General features: G+C 69.4%; 16 protein-coding genes. 3 read left to right on the forward strand and 13 right to left on the reverse strand.

Annotated features, from left to right (window positions below; translation table 11 throughout):
* Window positions 1-5: 5 nt before the first annotated feature.
* From ABS735_RS23015 to ABS735_RS23070, 12 genes are all read right to left on the reverse strand, one after another.
* Window positions 6-515, reverse strand: a complete 510-nt coding sequence (locus tag ABS735_RS23015) for a P-loop NTPase family protein (RefSeq protein ID WP_373900689.1) — start codon at window positions 513-515, stop codon at window positions 6-8.
* Window positions 516-553: 38 nt separating this feature from the next.
* On the reverse strand, window positions 554-1,402 hold the full coding sequence (locus tag ABS735_RS23020; protein ID WP_373900688.1) for an SDR family oxidoreductase: 849 nt from the start codon (window positions 1,400-1,402) through the stop codon (window positions 554-556).
* Entirely contained in the window at window positions 1,399-2,379 is a 981-nt protein-coding gene (locus ABS735_RS23025; RefSeq protein WP_373900687.1) for a thiopeptide-type bacteriocin biosynthesis protein, read from the reverse strand. Before ABS735_RS23025 ends, ABS735_RS23020 begins: the two co-directional genes overlap by 4 nt.
* Window positions 2,380-2,381: 2 nt before the next feature.
* On the reverse strand, window positions 2,382-3,611 hold the full coding sequence (locus ABS735_RS23030) for a lanthionine synthetase C family protein (protein ID WP_373900686.1): 1,230 nt from the start codon (window positions 3,609-3,611) through the stop codon (window positions 2,382-2,384).
* The gene (locus ABS735_RS23035; protein ID WP_373900685.1) at window positions 3,608-6,673 is read right to left on the reverse strand and encodes a lantibiotic dehydratase; all 3,066 of its coding nucleotides are present in this window, start codon (window positions 6,671-6,673) and stop codon (window positions 3,608-3,610) included. Before ABS735_RS23035 ends, ABS735_RS23030 begins: the two co-directional genes overlap by 4 nt.
* A 93-nt stretch (window positions 6,674-6,766) precedes the next feature.
* On the reverse strand, window positions 6,767-6,964 hold the full coding sequence (fxlA, locus tag ABS735_RS23040; protein ID WP_373900684.1) for an FxLD family lanthipeptide: 198 nt from the start codon (window positions 6,962-6,964) through the stop codon (window positions 6,767-6,769).
* A gap of 51 nt (window positions 6,965-7,015) precedes the next feature.
* Window positions 7,016-8,254 (reverse strand): methyltransferase, FxLD system, encoded by a 1,239-nt coding sequence (fxlM, locus tag ABS735_RS23045; RefSeq protein WP_373900683.1) that lies wholly within the window; start codon window positions 8,252-8,254, stop codon window positions 7,016-7,018.
* Window positions 8,255-8,463: 209 nt separating this feature from the next.
* Window positions 8,464-9,129: a hypothetical protein gene (locus tag ABS735_RS23050; RefSeq protein WP_373900682.1), complete on the reverse strand. Its 666-nt coding sequence runs from the start codon at window positions 9,127-9,129 to the stop codon at window positions 8,464-8,466.
* Window positions 9,126-9,296 carry a DUF5999 family protein gene (locus ABS735_RS23055; RefSeq protein WP_373900681.1) on the reverse strand — a complete coding sequence of 57 codons (171 nt, stop codon included), beginning with the start codon at window positions 9,294-9,296 and terminating at the stop codon, window positions 9,126-9,128. The genes ABS735_RS23050 and ABS735_RS23055 overlap by 4 nt, the downstream gene beginning before the upstream one ends.
* Window positions 9,297-9,339: 43 nt before the next feature.
* A complete protein-coding gene (locus ABS735_RS23060) occupies window positions 9,340-9,819 on the reverse strand; it encodes a DUF6302 family protein (RefSeq protein ID WP_373900680.1) in 480 nt (159 codons plus the stop codon).
* Window positions 9,816-10,268: a DUF6415 family natural product biosynthesis protein gene (locus ABS735_RS23065; protein ID WP_373900679.1), complete on the reverse strand. Its 453-nt coding sequence runs from the start codon at window positions 10,266-10,268 to the stop codon at window positions 9,816-9,818. Before ABS735_RS23065 ends, ABS735_RS23060 begins: the two co-directional genes overlap by 4 nt.
* Before the next feature lie 39 nt (window positions 10,269-10,307).
* Window positions 10,308-10,781, reverse strand: coding sequence for an ATP-binding protein (locus ABS735_RS23070; RefSeq protein WP_373900678.1), 474 nt, complete (start codon window positions 10,779-10,781; stop codon window positions 10,308-10,310).
* A gap of 175 nt (window positions 10,782-10,956) precedes the next feature.
* Between ABS735_RS23070 and ABS735_RS23075 the strand changes: the two genes are divergently transcribed.
* From ABS735_RS23075 to ABS735_RS23085, 3 genes are all read left to right on the forward strand, one after another.
* Window positions 10,957-12,348 (forward strand): helix-turn-helix domain-containing protein, encoded by a 1,392-nt coding sequence (locus tag ABS735_RS23075; RefSeq protein WP_373900677.1) that lies wholly within the window; start codon window positions 10,957-10,959, stop codon window positions 12,346-12,348.
* An 89-nt stretch (window positions 12,349-12,437) separates the two neighbouring features.
* On the forward strand, window positions 12,438-13,232 hold the full coding sequence (locus ABS735_RS23080; RefSeq protein ID WP_373900676.1) for a phosphotransferase family protein: 795 nt from the start codon (window positions 12,438-12,440) through the stop codon (window positions 13,230-13,232).
* Between the two features lie 220 nt (window positions 13,233-13,452).
* Window positions 13,453-14,025 carry a transposase gene (locus ABS735_RS23085; RefSeq protein WP_373900675.1) on the forward strand — a complete coding sequence of 191 codons (573 nt, stop codon included), beginning with the start codon at window positions 13,453-13,455 and terminating at the stop codon, window positions 14,023-14,025.
* 361 nt (window positions 14,026-14,386) lie between these two features.
* On the opposite strand, the gene ABS735_RS23090 is transcribed toward ABS735_RS23085, so the two are convergent.
* Complete coding sequence (locus ABS735_RS23090; RefSeq protein WP_373900673.1) at window positions 14,387-14,872, reverse strand: WapI family immunity protein; 486 nt, start codon at window positions 14,870-14,872, stop codon at window positions 14,387-14,389.
* Between the last annotated feature and the right edge of the window lie 21 nt (window positions 14,873-14,893).

Genomic DNA, 14,893 nt, shown 5'->3' on the forward strand with positions numbered 1-14,893 from the left:
GCCGTTCAGGACTCCTCGGCAGCCACCTTCTGTAGCCAGCGCCGCGTCTGGCGCCGGTTGGCCAGCAGCACCACGTCGGTGCCGGAGCCAAACTCCTCGATCTTCGCCATCACGCGGGGCCGCATCTTGCGCCGGTACGTGCCGACGTACTTGATCACACCCCACTGGATGCGGTTGTGCACCCCGTTGCCCTTGTGCCCGGCCCCGTGCCGGAGCTGTCGGGAGAAGATCCCGTACAGCGCCGCCACGGTCGACACGTCCATCAGGACCACGGTGTCGCAGGCCTCGAGCCGTACCTGCAGCGTCGAGTTGTAGTTGCCGTCGATTACCCACCGCGGCTGAGTAACCAGCTCACGCTGCACGTCGGTGAACTTGTCCATGGGCAGCGCGTTCCACTCGTCGTCGTAGAACGCGGCGTCCAGGTGCGTCACCGGGGCGTCGAGGATCCTGCCGAGCTCGCGGGCCACGTGAGACTTACCGCTGCCTCCGCAGCCGACAATGGCGACCTTCTTCATCGTGCTCCAGCGTATAGATGGACTTCGCCGCCGTCCGGTCAGCCCTGTGGTTCACCCTCGTGCGCGACAAGGAAGTCGTGCGCACCGCGCAGACGGGTGCTCAACAGGTGCTGGGTCGTCCGACTGTCCAGGCGCACGTCGAGTGGGCCGCGCAGCGTGCACTCGGCGCGCAGGCCGGCGGCCAGACGGGCAGCGTCCAGGCCGTCGCGCCGTGCGATGAGGACACCGAGTTCGTAGCGGCTGACGGCGTCGGCCCCTGCGGCGTGTTGCGTCCCCACGGCGCCGTTCTCCGCGAGCTCCAGCAGCGCGGCGGCGAGGTCCGTGACGTGGATCGGGCAGCGGATGTCATCGGTGAACAGGACTCCGCTGGCGGTGCCGGCGATGAGCTGGTGCACCAAGCGCTCGTGCACGGAACGGCCGTGCCCGATGATCAGGGACGTGCGGACGACAGCGGCCTCCGGGTATACCGCGAGAACACCGGTCTCCGCGGCGGCCTTGGCGGCGCCGTAGGTCGTGATCGGGTCCGGGAGGCAGGACTCGTCGTAGCGGGCCCGGCCGGTACCGGAGAACACCGCGTCGGTGGACACCTGCACGAGGTGGCTGCCGTGTCTCCTCGCGGTCATCGCGAGCCGGACGGGGGCCTCCGCCGTAGTCGCCCAGTCGGCTCCCCCACTGGATGCGTTGATGATGAGACTCGGGCGCGTCTCGGCCACGACGACGGCGAGGCGCTCCGCATCCCGCAGGTCAAGGGGGTACCACGCGGTCTCGGAGGTGAATGCGGGGACGGTCACGTGGTAGGTCGCGGCCGTACGATGCCCTGCCGCTCTCGCCTGCCTGATCAGTTCGGTCCCCAGAAAGCCACTGCCGCCGATGATGAGCGTCGTCATGCGCGCTGGCTCTCCTTGTGCTCGGCACCGTGCAGGATGGCCGCCCTGGCTGCCCAGGCCAGGATGCTCTGCCCTCGCATGGACAGGCCGAGCCGGTTCCAGTGGAAGATCACGTGGTAGCTGAGCACCTGCCGCAGCCCCCGGTCGAGTGTTCCGCCCTGAATCCCGTGGGCGAGGGCCTGGCCGGTGCTGCGGAAGGCGGCGGCCCACTCGGCGAGGGGCTCCAACGGGCCCCCGGAGTTCAGCAGTGCGTCACTGTCAGCGAGAAGCAGGGGACGGATCTCCTGGGAACGGGCGTTGAGCCGCTCCGGGGGAACGTCGCTGACGGCCGAGCGGTGTTCCACCGTGATGACCCGGTCCCAGACATCGCCCTGCTCGTACCACTCCAGGCGCGCCGCACGCATCATGATCGTGCACAGGAGGACGGACATCTCCCTGGGTCCGATAGTGAGGCCGCCGCGCCGGCGCAGCTCCTGGATCTCGCGGCTGTCGGTGACGAACAGGGAGTGCGCGGCCGTCATGCTGAACTTCCCGCCGAACGCCGAAACCTCCGGCTCGTAGATGCCGGGCCACCAACGCTGAAGGTGCCCGTCGGAGACGAGGCGGTCGAAGTGGTCCCCGATACTCAGTTTGGCACCACTCGCGGGCTGGACGCGGAGGCGCAGACGCCAGCAGGGGTGCTTTCTTGTGTACCACCAGCCGCCGAGCCCGGCAGTCTCCGCCTCCTGGAGCAGGGGCAGGATACGAGCGGTGAAAGTCTCGTCGGCTTTGGTCCAGTCGGTGAAGTGGAGGTACACCTGCCACCAGTCGACCGTTGGAGCATGTCGTGCCAGAGCCTCCCGGCCGGCCTGGTCGTAGACCGCCAGGGCGTCGGACAGGGTCTCGGCTTCCATCCCGTACTGGGCCGCGACTTCGGGGATCGGCAGGCCGGCATGGGCAGCGGCGACCGCGCGCTGGATCGGACTCGGTTCCGTCAAGGTCAGTTGATCAGGAGACATGCGTCCCATCCGGTGATCGGGGCCTGCTGTGCGGCGTGGGTGGTCAGGGCGAGTGCGGTGCCGGCGTCACCGTTGATCAGGCCGGGCCCGGGAAGGCCGGGCTGGGCGTTCGCAGCGAGGGTGTCGCCGAGGACCTTCGGGAGGGTCTGAAGGCGGGGGTCGAGGGCATCGGCGGCGGCGCGGGCGGCGGTCTGGTAGATGCCGGCCCAGCCGTGGCACAGGCCGGAGTCGGTGACCTGCGCCAGCTGTTCGGGGTCGGTCAGGGCGCGGTACAGGGCGTCCTCGTAGAAGGCCTGGACGTCAGGGGCACGCAGGGCCAGCCCGGCGAGTTGCCCGGCTCGTGCGATGCCCGTGGTTCCGTAGCACCAGCTCGGCCGGGTGGGAGCGTCGTGGTGCGGGCGCCCGTGGTCGAAGCCGCGGCGCGAGATGTGCTCGGGCCACCAGGGACCGGAGGGACCGATCTGGTACCAGATGTCGAGGTGCTCGCAGATCCTCCAGATGGCTTCGCGGTGGCCGCTGACGGTGATGCCGTGGCGCATGGCCTGGGCCAGCAGGAGGAGCGGGCCGGTGATGCCGTGGGCGGCGCCCAAGTTGCCGTGTCCGCCGGCGAAGTGGGGGGATTCACCGCGGGCCGGGTCGTGGCGGACCCACCAGCCTGGCAGGCCGCGGCCGTCGGGGGCGAGGGGGCGGGTGAGGGCGACGAGGTACTTCAGGACTCGTTCCAGGGGGAGCCCTTCGGGGTCGGACCGCAGGAGGTACGCCCCGATGCCGGTGAGGCCGTAGAACAGGTCGTACTCGGCGAACGTGGGCAGGTCGCCCTTGCGGATTCGGGTGAGGGCGGCGTCCACGCGGCGGTGGGTCAGGCCGGTGATGTGCTGGTGCAGGGTCCGGCGCGCCGGTTCGTACAGGTGCTGGAAGGACGGCGGGACGGTGGTGAGGACGAAGCCGAGGGCTGGGGCTCCGAGGAACAGCCCCGCCGTGTCGGCCGCGCTGATGTGCCCGGCCGCTGCGGCGGTGATCCACCGGTGGGCGGGGCGCCAGGAGCCGCGGTGACGGCTGGCCATCTCGACGTGCAGCAGGCTGATTCCGGCGGCGCCGTCGGCGAGGGACTGCACCGCCCAAGGCTCGTCCGGGGGCGGAGGAGCAGGTCGTGCGAGCTGGGCGGTGTACTGCTCCAGGATTGCCGCGGTGGTCGCGGCCGGGGCGGTCATCGGGGCGCCATCCGGTGCTGGAGGGCCGTGGTTCGTACGAGCCGGATCGTGGTTTCCTCGGCGCGCGGGTCGACGCCCAGGGCCCGGACGTGGTGCTGGTGCAGTAGCGACCGGGCGACGTCGAGCGGATCACGCTGGCCAGTCAAGGTGTTCCGGTAGGTGTCCACGGCGGCGGCGCGGGTCCGCCATGCTTCGGCGACCGCAAGGCCGCCGGGGAGGGCCGCGAGCGCGGAGGAGCCGTTCGGTGCGGCAAGTTCGAGTACCTGGTTGCGCAGGGCGCGGTTCAACCGTCCGGTGCCCTGGGGGAGGTGGCGCACCAACCACTCCTCGGCCGCCGCGGTGTCCGGCGCCAAGGGGGTGACGAGGCGTAGGGCGCTGGCCGCGGCGAGGGCCTGCGGGGCTAGGGCGTCGGTTCGCTCGGTGAGCTGGATCTGCGCGAGGGCGGCGGCGGAGTCCCCGGCGAACACCTGGTGCGCGGCGTCCATGGCCGCCGCGCCGCCGAAGCGCCCCGTCTGCGGCTGGTAGGGAGCCAGGACGAGCCCGGCCGCCAGACCGGTCCCGTGCAGGCTGTCCGCCCACCTGCGGACGTGCTGAGCGGCGGCGCCGTACGCGTCCGGCGGCAGGTGCAGCGTGAGGTCGAGGTGCTGGTCGGCGTCCGGGCGGGCCATCTCCCGGTGCCGGGTGAACCACCAGAGTGGCGGGGTGTCGCCGAACGCGGCGAGGAGGCTGGGCAGGTGGCGGCTCAGGATCTCGTCGTAACGGCGAGGGTGGGCGTGGAGCTGCGCGAGCAGGACGTCCCCCGCACCCGGAAGATGCCGCCCGGGGGCCGTCGCCGTGGCGGGGCGCGGCCGGGGCACATCGGCGGCGACCGGCTCCAACCGGCCCAGGGAGAGCCAGATCTCGTGCGCCCGCCCGATCCAGCCGTGGGCGTCCGCGTCCGGGACTTCGCGCAGCTCCAGCCGCCGGGCATTGTCGAGGTGCGCGCGCAGCGCCCGGCGGTGGACCGGGTGGGACAGGTCGAGGGGAAGGCGCTGGTCGTACTCGATGATCGCGACCTGCATCGGGACCCGCAGCCGGTCCCGCCAGACGGCGAAGGCGTTCTCCCACTCCTCGGTCGAGGCTTTGCGTCCGGGCAGGTCGTCGGCCATCAGCAGCCACCGGGCCTGCGTGAGGATGGTGCGGCGGTAGCGGACCCGGGGCAGGAACGGGAGCCGGGAACCGGCGCCGAAGTCGAACGGCTTGTAGGCGGCGTACCGCCCGCTGGCCACTTCGGCGAGGAACCGGGCCAGTGGCGGGGTCTGGGTCCCGCCTTCCAGTGCGTGCAGGACCCGCACGTCGATGCGGCGGCCGGTGGAGAGCTGCACGAGGTGGAAGCTGCGCGGGTCCGCGGTGACGGCGATGTCGGCGAGCGGGATCGTCGCCTCGTCTGTCTCCTGGTGGCCGGACAGCTCGATGACGTGCGGCAGCAGCCGCGGCGTGCGGGTGACGTTCTCGTTGCGGTGGCGGCGCGGCGGGAATACGAGCTGCGCTGTGAGGCCGTCCGGCGCCCCGCGGTAGGTGGCGGCGAGCGCGTCCTGATGCTCGGGCGGCAGGACGTGGGCGAACCGGCCGGCCATGCTGCTGCCGGGCCGGGGGACCGCGGTGAGCAGGACGTCGAAGGTGCGGCTGGACAGTGCCCGCGTGCTGGGGGCGTGGACTTCGAAGGCGGCCTCCACCCGGGGCACGAACAGCCGCTCGTCCGTTCCGGCGGCTTTCTCCAAGGCGTCGACCATGTCGTCCGTCAGCCGCAGTTCATCGTGGCCGTCCAGGAGGACTTGCTGCATCAGCGCGAGCAGCAGTTCGTCGCGGTCGGTGCGCACCTTCAGGGCAGCGCCGCGTTCGGAGCCGACGTATCCGGCGGGCAGGACCAGGCCGCTGTCGGCGACCAGGTCCATCACCGGCACCAGGGCGCCGACGCCGTACCGGGCCCGGAAGCGGCGGTGGTAGTCGCGCCAGTGCTGGTAGCCGTAGGGCTGCGGGGTGGTCCGGTAGAGGGCCCACACGGCTGCCTGCACTTCCGCGATCACGGAGTGCGGGAGCTGGATCTCGCAGTCGAGGGCGGTGTCAATGAGCAGCGGTGTCGGGGTGACGGGAGTGAGGGCGCGCATGCGCGCGGCGACGGCGCTCACGCTGGTGTCGGAGAGCGTCGGCTGGTGGGCGGACAGTTCGTCGCACAGGGCGTACAGCGCGTGGACCAGGTCCCGCACCTCCGGGACGGTGTCCGCCTGGTGCTGGTCCAGTTCGCGGCACAGGTGCTGGAAGGCGTCCACCGTGGTCATGGGCGCCCAGAGGCTGGTGATGAGGAACTGCTGCTCGACCAGGCTGGTGAGAAGGGCGTCGCTCTTCTCCGGGGTGGCCTGCGGGAAGCGGTCGCGCAGGTGGCTGTGGAGGTCGCCGTAGGAGATGGGGGTGCGGGCCGCGTCCATGGCGGCGGCCACCGGCCGGGCGTTGCGGACGGATATCTCGACCGGGGCCAGGAGGACCGCGTGGCCGTCGGAGGGCGGCCCCGGCGCCACGAGCCGGTCACCGCGGACGCGGGCGGCGTTGTTGGCGACGAGCGGTAACCGCTTCAGCAACGCGGGGGTGCGTTGGAGCCGGAGAACCATGTCGGTGACCCATTCGGCGTCCGGCCGAATCATCGCGCGGTGCTTGTCGCGCCACCGCGCGCTCGCCCGGGGCCCGACCGACACCGGGGCGGTGCCGGCGAACAGCCCGAGCGGGGTCGGCCGGTGCTGCCACCGCAGGAGGTACGAGACGGTCGACAGCGCGGTGCGGCGGACGTGACGGGGCTCGGTCTGCCGGCCCCGGACGACGGCCTCGATGGCGTCGGACAGGACAGGGGTGGCCAGCTCCAGCGCGCTGCGGAAGTCCTCCCGCTGCCAGATGCGGTTCAGCCATCCGCGGGTGACGGCCACGTTGTCAAGGTCGAGGGTGCAGGGGATGTCTGCCGGCCCGGGGCTGGTGGTGGCGCGCAGCATCGCAACGCCTTGCCACAGGTATCCGGCGGCTGCTCGGGAAGCCATGAGGCCCTTCCATGAGGCGGCGCAGGAGGAGAGAGGGGCCCGTGGGCCGGGCGAAGCGCTTCGCCCGGCCCACAGGTGAGGGGTTGGCCTGGATCAGGCCGGGTCCTCGGTGAAGGAACCGCAGGCGGAGGCACCGGTCGCGCAGGTGGTGCCGCAGCCGTCGCCCGTGGAGCACATGAGGTGGCCGTACGAGTGCTCGGCGATGACGACCTTCACGTCCAGGGGCGCGAAGTCGTCGTCCAGGTCCGCCGACAGCGTGACCGGGGGCGGGGCGAGAGTGGCGCTCGTCATGTTGTGCCCTTCTTCTTGTTGGGGTGGTGCGGGATTACCTGGCTCCCGGTGTTACGCCGAGGGCCAGGAGAGTGAGATCCGGCTGTGCACCTTGTCGATGACCCGGTCGGCCGGGATCTGCTCATCGGGGGTGCCGGCCGGGTAGACCCGGATGACCGGGCCGGGGCCGCCGCGCCGGTTGGCCTCCCAGTCGCGGAGCACGTCGGCGATCTTGTCGGCGAACTGCTCCGCGTGCGGGCCGAGGGCGTGCACGCCGTACTCCAGGTGCTTGTTGTCCTCGGTGCGGCGGGTGACGAGGTAGGCGAAGGTGTCGTCCTCGACGGCCGCGAGGGCGAACCGCTTGTTCACGGGGTCGACCAGGCCCGTGTCCGAGTTCTCGTCGACGGCCATCGTGCAGAAGCCCGGCAGGCTGATCGCCATCGCCATCTGAAGGGTGTCGATGAGTTCCTGGATACGGACGGTGACGCCAGTCCACAGCTCGTGGCGCGGGAACGTGACGGCGTTGTCGAGCCGGTGCGGGTCGGCCGGCAGACCGTCATCGAACTTCAGCCCGATCTGCGGGTTGCCGTTGACGAGGAGGAGTTCTTCCCGGTGGGCGTTCGAGCCCTGCATCGGGACGAAGCCGCAGATCCGCGCCGACTCGCTCTCCAGGTAGGGGCCGTGCTCATCCTTGACCTGGGTGAAGGCGACCGACCGGGTCAGGCCGCGCATCCGCAACGGAACGACGAGCCGGCCGCCCTGCTTGAGCTGGGCGGTCCAGGCCGGAGAGACGTCCCAGGCCCCGGCGGTCACCATCACGACGTCGACCTCGCCGAGGTCCGGAATGGGCTCGGCGGCATCGGCGGTGACGACGTGCACCCGGCCGTAGCCGTGCTCGTCCAGGAGCCGGCGCGCGCGGTCGGTGACGACGGGGTCGATGTCCACGGTGACGACTTCACCGTCCACACCGACGAGCTCGGCGAGGTAGGCCGCGTTCAGCCCGCCCGAGCCGATCTCCAGAACCCGCATCCCGGGCTCCACCTGGGCCTGCTCCAGCATCATGGCCTGGATCTGCGGCGCGGAGACGGAGCTGAGCTGCACACCGTGCTCGTCCGTCTTGGTGATAACGGCGGCGTACGTGTCGTACGCCTTGTCCAGCGGCGTGTCCGTGGGGGTGAACTCATGCCGGGGTACCTTGCGCATCACCGCTTCGATCTCCGGCGAGGAGATGTTGCCGTCCGCGCACAGCTCGTCCACCACCTTGTTCCGCAGGCGGGTCGCCTCGTCGGGCTCGACGGTCGTGTTCGTCATGGACTTCCTTCGGTCGTTCGTGTTCGGGGGAGGTAAGCCGGCATCGCGTGCCGGTGGGCCGGGAGGTTATCGGCGAACGCTTTCCGTTCCGGGCCGGGACCGCCGAGGGTTGGCGGTTTCGTGCTGACCGGCACGCGAGTGCTCTGGCGCACCGGTGGTGAGCCGCCCGGCGGTCCTGTCCGTATCACTCAGGACCGCTGGGCGGCCGTCTAGGCGGCGGGCACAAGATCGTCCAGATTGACGACCTCGTAGTCCCGTAGTTCGCGTATGAGTTGGCTCGCCAGGAACCAGCCCATCTGGGGGTGCCCGTACGCCACGGGCGCGTCGTCGTCCTCAACAGGGAGCGGCGCCAGCCCGGTGGCAGTGAGGCGGTACCGAGTGCCGATGACGCCCCAGGACGATGTGGCCCGCGCGCAGAAGGCGACGTGCCCCTTCCGCAGATGCGGGCACAGCTCTACGGCCGGCCGCAGGTGCTTCAGGCACACCGGCGGCTGGGCCGTCCTCACCGGCTCACCAGCACGGTGGGACGCGTCTTCCGCGGTCCCGGTGAGGAAGACGTACCCCCGTTCGGTCTCGGCCGGGCAGAAGCCGACCTGGCACCGAAGCTGCTCCATCGCCTCCCGCTGCCGGGTGGAGTTGACCAAGCGCCACTGCGGCTTGCCCGTCGGCTTCCCGGCAGCGTTCAGCGACTGGGAGCATCGCGCCCACAGCTCGCCGCGCGGCCCGCGGTCGGCGTATGTCTCCTCCTGGTAGGCGAGACGTACTGCGCCGAAGGCGTTCATGCTCAGCGTGAGTTCCGACTCCAGCCCGCCGTACTCGCCCTCTCGCTGGGTGATGTAGGGGACGAGCCGGGGTGCAGCACTGGTCCGCTTCACGCGGCTGCCCTCGCCAGGTCGAGGGACCGGATCGGGGGGACGATCTGGCCGTCGGGGAGGAGTTCGCCGGTGAGGCTCCAGCCCTGCTCAGGCCGATGCACGCAAAGCCGCGCGGCCTCCCTGTCGGGAGCCTCGGCCGTGGGGCACGGCGGGTTGTGCGCACACATGATGCTCGTCCTCTCGGGTGGGAAGTTGGTCCTCTTCGGCCGGCTACGGTGCCGTGGGGGAACACGGTTCGGGCCCGGCCGAAGAGGGGGTCTCGTGGCACCGCCGCCCTATGAAGGCGGCTGTCGCTGCTTCGCTGTAGCCGTAGAAGCGCCCCAGGGTGGTGGCGTCACCGTCGCCCCCGAGCTTCGGCGGCCTCTCTCCCCACTCGACAACGAAGCAGGTGTCCGGGTAGGGCGACCACTGCACGCGGAGGTCGGGGAAGCCCGGCTGTCCGAGGAGAAGGTCACGGACCTTGAGCCCGAAGCACGGACACGACACCGGGTAGTCCCCGCCGCGCCTCGTGGCCCCGATGGGAACAGCGAGGAACGGCATGCGCATGGTGCGCACGGCGACGCTCTCCTCCAGGAGCCAGGTGTCGGAGATCCGCCGCTCGTAGTACTCGAAGTCGTACGCGTCGTGCGGGAGGGCTATCGCGGTGGCGGTCACGGCCGGGTACCGAACGGAGCTGGGGTTGTGCGTCACTCCGCCTCCTTGATGTAACGGGCCTGGATCAGCTCTTCGACCAGGTCGGAGGTAACGAAGGCCAGACGACGAGCGAGGCCGACGGCCTGCCGGTAGTCGGCCGGCGCACGCTCCTCCCGCAGGGAGACCCCACGTGCAACGAGCTGGAGCATCTCCGCGGTGGGCGGGTACTGCTCGTCCGCGACGGCGATGTCGCTGAGCTGCTTCAGATGGCCCCCGAGACGGTCAACCAGGGTGTCGGTCACCGCGACGGGCGGCGTCTGGTCGCCGATCGCCGTGTTGAGGTCGTCAAAGACCTCCTCCACGTCGAGCGGCTTCCAGTTCTTGATCCGTTCCAGGACGGACCTCAAACCCTCTGCGTCGAGTGGAGGGGTCCACTGCCGTGTGCGGGGCTCGTCGGCTGACGGAGGGACCACGTCGTTCTCCGGAACCAGAACGGTGAGGGACATCGGGACTCCTCGGGAGGGCCAAGTACCGGCCGTGGAGGGCTACAAGTGCTCGGTCGGTTCCGGGGTCGCTATGAAGATCCACACGTCCTTGCCCTCTGGGGTCACGGACACGGACGTGTCGTCGGCCAAAGCACTCAGCAGCATCAGCCCGCGCCCCTCCTCGGCCAAGAGGGCCGGCGACGAGTACACCGGCGGACAACGGTCCTGATCGCGAACGATGGCGGTGACGCCGTCCGGCACCTTCTGGAGGAGCAGGCTGGCCATCCGGCACCCGTCGGCATCCGCAGGGGTGTGCTGCAAGACGTTGGTGAGCAGTTCGTTGACCACGGTCAGGATGCGGAACGCGGTGCCGTTGTCGACGCGCCACCAGCAAAGGTGCGATGCGACGATGTCCCGCACGGTTGCCAGGTCTTCGGCCCGGACGTTGAAACTCATGTCGAGTTGACCGTCCACGCTCCTGGACGTGGCTCGAACAGAAGCATCCCGCTCGCGGATGTCGACGAGTAGGTCCATCGCTGCTTCCTCCGTTCTGCCGGAACCCCTTCAGCAGGGGTGGGTTGCGGTGTGTACTGGACTGGAACCGATCAGCAACCATTTAGGCAGAGCGCACCGAGAACGTGCAGAGCCTGATGCCGAGAGGTGAAGAGTTCGGCATCAACGACTTCGGGGGCAGAACATGCCGCAGCCAATGAAGCAGCTCGATCCCGGGGCGTCCCCCCAGGAGTGGTTCGGGAACGAACTGCGCAGACTGCGCCTCGGGCAAGGGCTGTCGGCCAAGGAACTGGGGCGGTTAGTGCAGGTCAGCGACGACATGATCTTGTCGATCGAGAAGGGAAAGTACCCGAGCTGTCGCCGCGATGTGATTCAGCGGCTCGATGACGTCCTCGGCACGGGAGGACTCCTCGACCGGGCGTGGCCGATGGTCTTCGGCAACCGCGATGCCGACAAAATGCGGGCTGATGCCGATAAGGCCTCCCCGCGCCGAGGGGAGGGACCCACGCAGGGGCCAGCAGGCCGCATCCTGGGCAGAGACGAAGCAACTCTTCACCCTGGGAGCCATGAGCCCGTGATTCGACGCTCGTTCCTCCAGATCGGCGGCCTCGCCGCCATAGCCCCTCTCAACTTCACCGACGTCTTCGCCCCCGCCGAGCTGTCTCTCCCGACACATGTGAACCCAAGCCACGTCGACCAGGTCCTAGCCGTGGCCACCGCCATCAGCGGCATGGACAACGAGCTGGGCGGCGGGGGCGTGGTGCGAGACGTAGCCGCCCGAGCGATGCAGTGGTCAGCCGGCCTGCTGCAAGCCCAGTTCCCCGAGCACATGCGAACCGACCTGTTCGCCGCCGTGTCACGGCTCGGCATCGTGGTCGGCGCCTCTGCCTTCGACGCCTACCACCACGATGAAGCCACCAAGACTTTCCGGTTCGCAGCAGACTGTGCCGAGGAGGCCGGCGACTGGCATCTGCGGGCCAAGACGTACTCGTTCCTCGCACGACAAGCCGTATGGATCGGGGCCCCCGATGACGGCCTCACGTACGCCGAGAAGGGGCTTGTGCGCTCCGACCGCCTGACGGCGACCGAGCAGGCGATGCTTCACACGGCAAGGGCCAGGGCCTTCGGGAAGATGGGCAACGTCCGGGACACCATGGCGGCCGTTGGCGCCGCAGACGAGGCGTTCACTCGGGCCCGGCCCGCCGAAGAATCACCATGGATGGCCTACTACGACGAGGCGCAGCACAACGGGGACACGGCTCACGCCCTGTTCGATCTCGCGATCCTCGCCGGACAGGACCCGGGCCGGGCAGCGCGCCGATTCAACACAGCGGTGAACGGACACGCGGACGCCTACAAACGGTCTCGTGCGATCTCGCGGACGAAGCTGGCCTCCCTGCTCATGGCCAAGGGCGACCCTCGCCAGGCGGCGGCACTCGGCCACGACGCCTTGAACGAGGTAGGCCGACTCACCTCCCGGCGAGCTGCCGACGATTTGCGGCAGCTCGGCCGTTTCTCCTCGAAGCATCGGACTGTGCAGGAGGTTGCAGCGCTGCGAGACCGGATCGCCGCTACGGTTTCCGCATGACTTCTTCGGCATCCGAACCTGCACGTCATGTCCTGAAGCAGGCCTGTTCGGCGGTCGGATTGGACTCCGACGGAGCGGAGCCTCTCCGCTTGGCCGAGAACCAGATATGGCGGCTGCCTCGTCAGCGGATGATCGTTCGGATCGCCCGGGAAGGACAGAGCGCTGCGGCGGCCCGCGAGGTGCGCGTCGCACGCTGGCTCGCCCAGGAGAACGTCCCGGCCGTTCGCCTGGTCGACGTGGAGCAGCCGGTCGAGTCAGACGGCAGACCCGTGACCTTCTGGGTGGAACTGCCACCGCAACAGCACGGCTCGGTTGAGGATGTCGCTGAACTCCTCGCGAGGCTGCACTCCCTGCCCACACCGGCAATCGAGCTGGGGTACCTCGATCCCTTCGTCCGGGTCGGCGAACGGCTGCAAGCGGCCACCACGATCCGCGACGACGACAAGCAGTGGCTGCACTCCCTTCACCGCGACCTCGTAGCGGCCTGGGCCGAGCGGCCGACCGGTCTCCCCGATCGGGCTGTGCACGGTGATGCCTGGCCCGGCAACATCGTCCGCACGGCCGATGGGGTCCTGATGATGGACCTGGAGCGCTTTTCTGTCGGGCCCCCGGAGTGGGATCTCGTGTCCACTGCCGTGCGCGCGAAGACCACGGGCGCCGTCAGCGCACGCGAGTACAACCGCTTCTGTGCGGTGTACGGGTACGACGTGACGGCGTGGGAGGGCTATCCCGTCCTCGCGCGCGCCCGTGAGCTGCGCATGGTGACGTACGCAGCGCAGCACGCAGCCAGCAACGCGGAGTGGAGGAGCCAGGCGCAGTATCGGATCGACTGTCTTCGTGGTCGATCCGGCCCGCGGCCGTGGTCGTGGACGGGAATCCTCTGAGACGCGTGCCCCCACCACCGGCCCAGGGCCTTTACATGAACGGATTCGTCCGGTTCACGCATTGTGCCCGTGACCTCGCGTCATGTCCTGTTCTATAACTGAAAAGCAGTGCGGGCACGGCGTCGGTGATCATGTGGTTGTCGAGACCCATGAGAACCGAACGAGACCGTGCCTGCCCCTGCATCACCCACCATGCACATCGCGTTGGAGCACCTGGCCCATGCTCCTTCGCCGGCGCCACTCATCGACGCCGCCGACCTGCGCCGCCCGATACGCCGAGGGCTGCCGCAACAGCGAACTCCTGCGCAGAGAGCTCGCCGCCCGCGGCCTGGCCGTGAGCGAACGGACCGTCCGCCGCTTCCTCCAACAGATGAGGGAAAACAACAAACCGACCACCCGGCCCCCAGTTCTCAAGCCGCGCGAGGTCACGATCGTCCTCCTCACCCACCCCGACAACCGCGAGGAAGCCGACCGGACGATGCTCAAGGAACTCCGCGACCGCAGCCACGACCTGGACGCCGCCAGCACGCTCATCTCCCGGTTCGCCAAGATCCTCGTTCACCCACGCGGCCGCGAACGGCTTGAACAGTGGGTACAGGACGCCGAGGCGAGCGCCCTCCCCGAACTGCGGGGATTCGCCTCCGGTCTCCGCAAGGACTGGGACGCCGTTGTCGCCAGCCTGAGCATGCACTGGAACCCCGGCCCCATCAACCGGATCAAGATGCTCAAACGCCAGATGTTCGGCCGCGCGAAGCCTGCCCTTCTCCGGAAGCGGGTCCTCCTCACACGATGAAGATCAGCGAGGGGGATCACGAAAGTCGCGACAGAGCCACGACCAAGAGGCCGTTGACAGCGGTGCGGGACCAGCATCACCGCCCGTCCGCCCACCTGTCCCGGCATCGGCCGGGCTGAGCAACGTTCCTCGGCGAGCTGCCCGGTCATCCGCTTGGGGACGCGCTCGGCGATGGCGAGTTCGTCCCGTTCGGCCCGCACTTCCGCCAGCTGTTTGGCCAGTTGTCCTTCGAGTTCGTCCAGCTCCGCGCGCCGCGCGGCGATCCGTTCCAGCAAATCGAGTTCCATCACGCACCGGACGTAGAGGGTCATCCGGCCCTAGCAGGTGGGAATCGGTTGTACGGGGGTGTCAGGTGTCTGGATCAGCGGGCTGGGAGGGAAGCCAGAGAGAGGTCCCACTGGTCAGCCGCGAAAAGCAGCGCTGCTGCGTCCAGCCTGACCTCTACGACGTACTGGTAGATGTCAGCCCTGTCCTCACCCTGTTGCCATGGAGGTGCCGCCTCCAGGGACAGATGAACCCGAATCACCGCGGTCCCACCTTCGATTCGATTGGCGAGGCTCAAAGCCACGACCGGTTCAATGAACCACGTGTCCGGCGACAGCTCACCTTCGGCATCAGGTTCGGTGACGTCCACCGTCCCCGCGGCCACCGCGCGCAGCCACGCGGACACCTGGCGGGCCTCATCGGTGAGCAGACACGGATCGGCGAATGACCAGCTTCCCTCAGGAGTCATCACCGTGCCGTCAATGACCAGCCAGTTGTCGTCGTACGAGTCGCCCCGAACGGTGGCGAACTGATAACGCACTGGGCGGAGGTCGACACTGCTGGAGAGATCGTTCAGGAGCACTGGGCCAGGATGTCATGCGCT

This window comes from Streptomyces sp. MMCC 100 (assembly GCF_041538145.2).
Taxonomy (GTDB): domain Bacteria; phylum Actinomycetota; class Actinomycetes; order Streptomycetales; family Streptomycetaceae; genus Streptomyces.